General features: G+C 43.0%; 6 protein-coding genes and 2 riboswitches. Of the genes, 2 read left to right on the top strand and 4 right to left on the bottom strand.

Annotated elements, in window-relative coordinates; translation table 11 throughout:
• On the bottom strand, positions 1-791 hold a 791-nt coding region (locus AC1DWN_RS20615), incomplete at its 3' end, for a transglutaminase-like domain-containing protein (RefSeq protein ID WP_477560784.1).
• 13 nt (positions 792-804) lie between these two features.
• Positions 805-887: riboswitch (cyclic di-GMP riboswitch) on the bottom strand.
• 33 nt (positions 888-920) lie between these two features.
• A riboswitch (cyclic di-GMP riboswitch) is annotated at positions 921-1000 on the bottom strand.
• 505 nt (positions 1001-1505) lie between these two features.
• Here AC1DWN_RS20615 and AC1DWN_RS20610 point away from each other — a divergent pair.
• Positions 1506-2888 (top strand): MFS transporter, encoded by a 1383-nt coding sequence (locus tag AC1DWN_RS20610; protein ID WP_477560783.1) that lies wholly within the window; start codon positions 1506-1508, stop codon positions 2886-2888.
• Positions 2889-3113: 225 nt separating this feature from the next.
• Here AC1DWN_RS20610 and AC1DWN_RS20605 read toward each other — a convergent pair whose 3' ends face one another.
• Complete coding sequence (locus AC1DWN_RS20605; RefSeq protein WP_477560782.1) at positions 3114-3992, bottom strand: AraC family transcriptional regulator; 879 nt, start codon at positions 3990-3992, stop codon at positions 3114-3116.
• A 212-nt stretch (positions 3993-4204) separates the two neighbouring features.
• Between AC1DWN_RS20605 and AC1DWN_RS20600 the strand changes: the two genes are divergently transcribed.
• Entirely contained in the window at positions 4205-5674 is a 1470-nt protein-coding gene (locus tag AC1DWN_RS20600) for an MFS transporter (RefSeq protein ID WP_477560781.1), read from the top strand.
• A 98-nt stretch (positions 5675-5772) separates the two neighbouring features.
• Here the strand turns inward: AC1DWN_RS20600 and AC1DWN_RS20595 are convergent, their stop codons facing one another.
• Complete coding sequence (locus AC1DWN_RS20595; RefSeq protein ID WP_477560780.1) at positions 5773-6693, bottom strand: NAD(P)-dependent alcohol dehydrogenase; 921 nt, start codon at positions 6691-6693, stop codon at positions 5773-5775.
• Positions 6694-6805: 112 nt separating this feature from the next.
• Positions 6806-9232, bottom strand: a 2427-nt coding sequence (locus AC1DWN_RS20590; protein WP_477560779.1) for a winged helix-turn-helix domain-containing protein, incomplete at its 5' end; no start/stop codon positions are given.

Raw genomic sequence — 9232 nt, 5'->3', positions numbered from 1 at the left:
GTATACTTAGAGGCATCCTTTAGCATCGTAAAAGCTGTAGTCGTGCCATTCCAGCCTGCATCAACCGTTGTGTCAATAATAACCCATTTATTATTTAAATAAACCTCATTCCAAGCGTGATAGGTACTCACATAATCAGTTGTACCCATAACTAGCTTAGCAGGAATTCCTTCACTGCGAAGCATCGCTGCAAACAATGCAGAATATCCATAGCATATATCTTTTTTCGACATCAATGTGCGATCGATTTGAGGCAGATAGTCCGAAGATACGCCAGTTGCTGCCAGCTTTTTATCATATTTAATGTTATTAATGATATATTTATAAATTTCTTTCACTTTGTCATCATCTGTTTTTAGGTTTTTCGTTAACTCTTTCGACTTTTGAATGGCTTTGTTTTTATCATTCCAATTTACATTCTGAATCGAATTCAAGAACACACTCGTGCTTTCCTTCAGATTAAGTTTGACGGTGTCCTTGTATATAACTTTATACTGATTTCCGCTTTTATTTTCCAAAACGCTAATCGCATAATCGCCGTTACCTAATTGAAGAGCAAATGACTCCTCTTTCAAACCAGCAGTTAAATTATAGGAATATTTCTCCTCGCCTTTAACAATCAATAGCTTTGTCTTAACGTTAGCCTTCACTTTATATTCCACGCTAATGATACCCTTGCTCAAATCAGTTTTATTTAACCAAGAATTAACCTCTGCAGCATCGACCGCTGCTCCATTAAATAAAGGACATAGAATGACAAGTGCGGCTACAAATAGCATAAACTTCCGCATTAATAAAACTCCCTTCGGTGGCCAGGCTACCATCTCATGTAAGAAGGCCCTATAGCTTTGCGTCCCTGCCTTTCGACAGGTTTGCCATTATCGTATAAAGTTTTAATTCAAACAAAAAAAGCTTGTCCATTCGGTAACTGGCTGCCATCTCAAAAGAAGGCCCTATAGCTTTGCGTCCCTACCTTTCGACAGGTTTGCCATTAACTGTTTAGCTTTTATTCTCTTATACTATCATATCTTGTACTTATAACAAGACTATATTACAAAATTAAATCGACAATATCTGTAATTTTATAATGCTAGCTTCCAGAAATTTGAGCGTGTAATTGAGCATTATCGCATCGTTTCAAACGGGTGAGAGATTTGATTGGATATTGTGCACTCAAATACCAGCGACCCTGCATGTTTCAATGTGTTTGAATGGAAAATGTACAATCAAATAGGAGGTTTGGAGCTCTTTTTCTGAGAATGGACGATTGGATTGGATTGGATGAAATACAGTCAAATCAGACAAATGAAGAGTAAGCTCTTCTCTTTGCCTGTTGAAACTATGAGCGTATTCGTATATCTTCGGCTAATGCACATTAATATACATTTTAAATAAACATGTTGACAAAGTATGCGCCGAATTGTAATTTTATGTTTACAAGCAAATTTGTTTACTCCCTAGGCAGATTAGTTGTGTACATAAAAAATACTCGGAGGTCATATTTTTTGTCTACTACTCAAAGCATTTTCAGTCCACGTTATTTTGCACTAACGATAGGAATTATTTTGTCAGTGATGGCAGTCGGATTCGAGGGCTTAGCAGTAACCACGATCGCCCCTTCCATAGCAAGTGATTTGAATGGTATTCATCTATTTGGTTGGATATTTAGTACCTATCTACTTGCTCAGATTGTAGGCACTTTGGTTGTCGGACGTATCATTGATAAAAAAGGACCCGCAGTACCGTTTACTTCCGCACTTGTTTTGTTTATCGCAGGGCTAATTGTTGCCGCTACTGCAAGCGACATGTATATGATGATAGTGGCACGAGCGATGCAGGGCCTTGGTGCTGGTGCTATGATGACTTGCGTTTACACCGCTATCTCACTAAGTTACCCTGATGAATTACGTGCCAAAATACTCGGAGCATTTGGTACAGCCTATGTTCTTCCGTCGATGCTCGGGCCTTATGTTGCTGGTTTGATTGCAGAACAGTGGTCTTGGCGGTTCGCTTTCTGGGTCATATTGCCGATTCTTGTTTTATCAGCGCTACTTAGTATACCGGCATTTAGGAAACTAAAGGTACAGGGTACAACAGCGGGGAATGGAGCCACAGCTACTTGGATGGCTATATTTTTAACGATTGGTACTAGTATTTTCTTGGTTGGCCTAGGCAAGCTGCCGGAAATTGTAGGGGTTGTATTCAGCATTATCGGTGCAGCGTTAATGTCCTATCCTCTCCGCAAGCTGCTGCCAAAGGGAACGCTTATATTCCGTAGAGGCATGCCAGCTATTTTAGCAACACGTGGACTGTTCTTTGCCGCCTATGTCAGCACACAAAATTTTTTAGTATTGGCCTTAATTGATGTGAAAGGTATTAAACCCGCTCATGCTGGATTAATTGTGGCCAGCGCCGCGTTAAGCTGGTGTCTCTTTTCTTATCTGCAAGGACGGTGGGATATGGCAGATCAGGGGCGCGGGCGTAACAAAAGAATCATCACGGGAGTACTGCTGCTTATAATAGGATTTGCAGTTGTGTTTTGGATTCCATCCGTAACGGTTGTCTTAGCCGTAATTGGGCAAATCATTGCGGGAATCGGAATGGGATTATCACATCCAACGAGCGGTGCTGTCGCATTTTCCCATACGGGAGAAGAAGGGGCTGGCGAAACCTCTGCCAATTTACAATTTGCGGATTCTTTTACGCCCGGTGTGGTCATCGGTATTGGTGGTGCTATCCTTGTTGTTAGTCAGGCTGCCGGAATGACGATGCAATCCGGTTTAACTGTAACGATGGGATTTAATCTGGTGTTAATACTATTGAGCTTATTCGCGAGTATTCGCATTTCATCTGAACGGTCATTTAGTAAAATAAACAGCACGCAGTAACAATTCCCTTTTATCGGGCATTACTGCCCTAATAACCCGAAAGATGGACACTTTAAAACAAGCGGCCTCTCTCGGGTTCTTTATTAAAAAACCATTCTCATCAACCATCTGGACAGATTTTCTTCTCTCGCTTTACTATCGTCACTTTCTTTACTATACAATCTGAGCTAGAACAACAAAGTAGCAACCATTAATGGCTGCTTCTTTGTTGTTCTAAAGTTGTGTCTAAGACTTAGGTACGACCCGTATCCATACTTCACAATAGCATTGCGCATCATTTCCTTTATACAATTCCAGTTCAAATTCATCGACTTTGTTGTATGACGCTGTAGGCAACCATTCGGTATAGATTCTCTTATTCATTTCTTGAATAACAGCACTCGTTTCTTCCATTGCATGTTCTCTTGATCTGAAGATAGCCCATGTCGAGGCAGGAACATCCAACAACGTATAACCTTCCGCGTTGCATTGATCTGTCATGTAGTTGAAAAGCATATATCGGAACGAACTATCCATCTTGCCCTCATTACCCCAACAAACCGCGTTAATTGGGCTAAGTCCGTCCGTTTGTGCCGAAAGAGCCAGCTTCTCAAGACTTCCGTCCTGTGCGCAATCAATCCAAAATTGTGGTATCGCTTTAAGCTGTTCTTCTTGATCGGTTGTAAATACACGATCGATTCCGTAAACAGAAAATGCATCCTTCTTAATGATTCTGTAATCCATAGCTACATCTCCTCGAATTGATATATGAAAAGAGAGCCGGGGATACGCTTTTAGCATGACACCTTCGCCCCGAGCAGAGGTCGGAGTAAGTCCATGCAGCACATGAAAGGCCCGTGCGAATGCTTCCGGAGACTCGTAGCCGTATTTTAAAGCAATATCGATAATTTTGACTTGGCTATTCTGAATATCGAATGCAGCCATTGTCAATCTGCGACGTCGAATATATTCTGCCAACGGAATATCGGTAATCATAGAAAAAACTTTTTGAAAATGATAGACAGAACACAAGGCCAGCTGCGCCGCATGTTGATTATCGATATCTCCATCAAGATTACCTTCAATATAGTCGAGAGCACGATTCATCCGTTCGAACCAATCCATTTATCCCCCTCCTTTCTTCATTATCATATGGTTTGTAGCTATTGCTTGCCGTGCATTTCTTGCTTGTTGCTGCTAGGTTTGGATGTCATTAGTAAATTTAGCAGTCATTTTAGGTATTCTATATTTTCCATTCTAGTCCTTCCTATTTTACTTGCCTAATAAAGTGTTAGAATAGAGTAGTCTGTTCAAAATATAAACTAGGAGCATAACAAGTGAAAGCACATCCGATTTACATTTTACGTATAACAGGACTTTTAGATGGTATTTCATTATTAGTGTTACTCGGCATCGCTATGCCCTTGAAATATATATGGGGCATAGAACAAGCCGTAACGATTGTAGGCAGTATTCACGGTGGGATTTTCAGTCTATATGCACTTGCGATCCTGTACGCTGCATTTCGTGTTAAGTGGAGCCTGCTTTGGCCTGCTGCAGCAGTAATCGCAGCTTTTGTACCACTCGGAAACTTTTTGCTGGATCGGAAGCTTAAGAAGGCGCAAGACAAATATAGCATTAGACCTTTTAACTATGCTGTGATCGTGTACAGTATCGTATTCTTTTCTTTTTTTGATTTATTTTCGCAGCTGCCGGTTATGAGTACTTTTGCGACTTCCGTCGGTGCTAGCTCTTTTATTGTAGGATTTGTCATTGGATTATATTCTTTAGCCAATACGCTTGGCAATATTTTATCTGGTATATTGACTGACAAGGTTGGGCCATTCAAAATACTAATGGTTGGATTGCTTTTATCAAGCGGCGCACTGCTGCTATATCATTTCGTCGAACAACCCTTATTTTTGATAATCGTTCGAATCATACATGGTTTTGTCGCTGGATTAATTGTTCCTGCTGCTTTTACATTCTCTGCGAATACGACGATAAAAGATCAGCAAGGGAAAAAAGTTGCCTTCACAGGTACATTTGTGGGGCTAGCCGCTATTATCGGTCCTGCTTTCAGCGGAATTATGGCAAGCAAAACCTCCGTACCCTTCGTCTTTACGTGCGTAGCTGTAATGGGTTTATTAATTGCCATTTTGTCCGCCATTTTTCTTGGTAAGTACAAGTCAAAGACATTTAAGAAAGAGAAGGGCGATACTGTCACGCAATCAATTGGCTCAACTTTCAATTCAGGTGTAATCAAGGCTTATGGCGGTGCTTTTTTCTTAATGTTCTCACAAGGCGTGATCGCTTATTTGCTACCTCTGCATGTTCAAACACTTGGATTTGATTCGAGATTAAGCGGCACCTTGATGAGTACCTTTGGGATCATCGCCGTTCTAATATTTGTTCTGCCTACTAATCGTATTTTCGATCGTGTCGCCCCATCAAAAACGATGGCCATTGGTATTGGTTTAATGGGATTAAGTCAGCTGCTTATTAGCCAATCATCCACGGAATTAGTGCTTTACGTCGTGTTAGGTCTATATGGAGTTGGCTTTGCCTTCTTGTTCCCTTCTATTAATACGATGCTGATAAAAGCTACCCCAGCAGAGCTGCGTGGGAAAGCTTATGGATACTTCTACGCCTTCTTCTCTTTAGGTGTTGTTGCTGGCTCTTCCGTGTTAGGCTGGTTGCCCTTCAACATAACCGAAGGGTTTATATTCACAGGCATCATCCTTCTGTTATTTGGAGTTATCGTCGCCTTCAGCAAGCAGAGAGATCTTGCTTTGAGTCACTCGTAATCCTTTACGTACGTGCGGACTGATTCCAAGGGGTTTCCCTTTAGTTGTCCTAGCAATAAAACAAATCAACCACGTCCAATGAGCGTGGTTGATTTGTTTTATTTAGCATGATCCACCGTTATGACTACATTCCCCTTCTTGTGCCCTTTTTCCACATAGCTATGAGCCTCAGAAATCTGTTCCAGTGGATAACATCTATCAATGACTGATTTTATCTTCCCTGTCTCAATAAGCTCCTTGAGTAAAATTAAATCTTCTGCACGCTCCTTTGCTACCCCTTGCCCTTCAACTGACACGTATGTCCCTTTTGGCGTTAGTGCTTTCTTACAGTCAGATTTAGAGGCTTTCCCGACTGCATCAAAGACGATGTCATAACGCTCACCCCTGTTGGTAAAATCCTCTTTCGTGTAATCAATGATCTTATCGGCTCCCAGTGATTTCACCAATTCTATATTTGTTGTACTGCATACCCCCGTAACCTCTGCCCCAAAGTACTTGGCAAGCTGTACCGCCGAAGTCCCTACAGATCCAGAAGCTCCATAGATAAGCACTTTCATACCATTCTGGACGTTACCTTTTCTTAGAAAATGTAAGGCTGTAGTTCCCCCAAAAAGAACGGCAGCGGCTTCCTCGTAAGTCAAATTGGTTGGTTTTAATGCCACCAATTCATCTTCTCTGAGACAGATATACTCGGCATAAGCACCAAATCGCATACCCCTAAATGCAAAAATCTGCTCACCCTTCTTATAGCGTGTAACCGATTTACCTAAGGCTTCAATTTCTCCAGCTAATTCTACCCCCAGTATAGGTTTTCTTGGCTTTCTAAATCCTAATACGATTCGCATGGGAATCCTCAACGAAATAGGGCTTATGAATCCGCGAACTCTACAGTCCCCTGATGTCACTGTTGTCGCATGAATCTTTACTAGTACTTCATTGTCCTTGGGAGTAGGCTTTTCTACCTCTTTGAGCTTCAGAACATCCGGTGATCCGTATTTTGTGCAGACGATGGCTCTCACAGGTTTCCTCCTAAACATCAATTTGTTAAGAGTATATCTGCAATGTGGTATTGATATATAGATACTAAAGTATGGTTTTGAAAAATATGGTGCGTTTGCTAAGACGGCTAAGTTATAGCAAACCCAACCTTCGAGCACATGCCACTGCTTCGGTGCGACGTGTCACCTGCAGTTTATCAAAAATAATCCGGTTATACCCTTTGACTGTACTTAGCGCGAGAAAAAGCTGCTCGCTTATCTCACGATTCGATAGTCCTTGTGCAATGAGCCTCAGAACTTCTAACTCCCGACCGCTTAGTGGCTCGATAAGGGACTTTGCAGACTGGACTAGTCGAGGATGATCCGCTTTGATCTCATTTTTCAGATCTTCTGCTTGAAATTCAACCAGCAACTTACCTAGATAATCCGGCATCTTTCCGAGTGCAGCTACTTCACACAACAACCTTTCCATCCAAATACCTTCGTCGACAAAGATCCGGATGAAGCCTCCAGGCTCGGCCATCGTCAGAGCATCTATCAGTATTTCCGCAGCTTTTACCTTCTCGCCATGTGCATGCAAAGCAACCGCCAGTAGAACCATTACCTTGAGCCGTTCATCCTTCAAATCCTTTGCTTCCAATTTTCCTCGCAATAGTTCGAGTACGGAAAGTGCTGCTTCCGTATTTCCTTGCACCAGATACACCCTAGCTTCGCTGAAATAAAGCTCATACTTCTGTGCCAAATGAGCGGCTGCCGCCAGATTGCCCTGATGTAGTAGTGTAAGTACCTGAGCATCAGCAATATGGGGCATCTGACTGACGAAATTTTGATGATGAGTGAAATGGTCAGCCTTAGCTAAAATAGCGACCGCTTCACTTACCTCACCTCGCGCAAGCTTCAACCTTGCAAGAAACACCTCGCCTGCAACCACTCTGTCTGTGTGTTCTAATTGTCGCGCAAGTAGGACGCTCTTTTGTCCGTGATACATAGCCGTATCTAGATCATTCCATTCATAACATATACGAGCTAAGCCTAAGTGTGCTTCGCAAGCAACTGGCATCGGCGGGTCACCTGCCAATTTCAAAACAGCCCGATAAGTCTCAGCCGCCACATAAAGCTGGTTTTCAGATTCTTGTACTTTCCCTAAACCAAGCGTTGCCATAATAGTGATCGTGACATGTCCGATCATCTGACTGATCGATAATGCTTCGGTATAGGCCTTGCTGGCCGCAGCACGATCCCCCTGCAGCTCGTAAGCATAACCCAGCGACCAAGTAGTAGCTGTGCGGACAGCCAGGTTGTCAGGATTCAAATAGGTGAGGGCGCGTCTCGACTCGGCAATGATAATTTCCGCTTGGTGCTTACTGACAGCTACCGCGGCACGTATAGCGGCAATATGTCCGATCGTATCTCGTGTCTTATCATCTTGCTCCGCAACCTGCAGAGCTTTTTCAGCAGCTTGCAGTTTCTCCTCAACACCTGTCGTTTGACCCGCAATAAGTAATGCAGAGGCATACATCGCCCACAGAGAAGGTCTTGCATTTAGCTCCTTTTTTGGCAACGGATCTAACCAATTCATTACTGGAGCTACCGCTCCACGAAAGAGCAAAGGCACGCCCTTTCCTTCCAATAGACGTGCTGCTCGTTCTATATCACGTGCAGCAGCAGCATGGTGAAAAGCTTCTACCTCAAAGCTATTCTCTTCATACCATACACTGGCACGAATATGTAATTCGGCCACGAACTGCTCCTCTTGTTTCGTTGACGAGGTGATGATCTGATGTAATCGTTGTTGCAATAAATCAGCAAAGAGATGGTGATATCGGTACCAGCGCCTCTCGTTGTCCAAGGGGACGATAAAAAGGTTAATGCTATCGAGGTATTCCAATGTATTTTGTCCAAAATTGGAAGGGGCAAGTTGACCCTCAGCTCCATTTCCAAGAATGGCATCACAAAGGGGGCCGCATAAACGGTCGAGGATCGAGGTGTGCAGCAAAAAAGTTTGAATGCTTGCGGATTGCTGTTGCAGCACTTCTTCAACCAAATAATCTACTACGTAACGGTGGCTACCTGAGAAAGATTGAATGAAGCTGGATGGATCTTTATGACCCTTCATTGACAAGGCAGCTAATTGTAAGCCGGCAACCCAGCCTTCTGTCCGGGATTCAAGCAAGGTGATCTCTTCCGTTGAAAGGTTTAAACCCATCACTTGGCCCAGAAATTCAGCTGATTCAGAGGACGTGAACCGCAAGTCTGCAGCTCGAACTTCGGTCAATTGATCCCGTACACGTAAACGGGCTACAGGTAGATGTGTATCTTCACGAGTTACGATGACCAAATGCATCTGTGACGGCATGCGGTCAAGCAGTAAGGCGATTGCATGATCAATAGGGCCGACCTTAATCACGTGATAATCATCAAGGACAAGAACAAAGGGGTTCGGGTGGGCAGTAATTTCATTGAGCAGTGCTGTTAGAATGGATTCAATTGGCGGCAGCTGAGGTGAGCGGAGCAAACGAAACATATCTTCTCCGATACTCATCGCAATCGACTGCAATGA

This window comes from Paenibacillus sp. P4_A7 (genome assembly GCF_056402455.1).
This window is presented reverse-complemented; position numbering and strand designations above follow the sequence as displayed.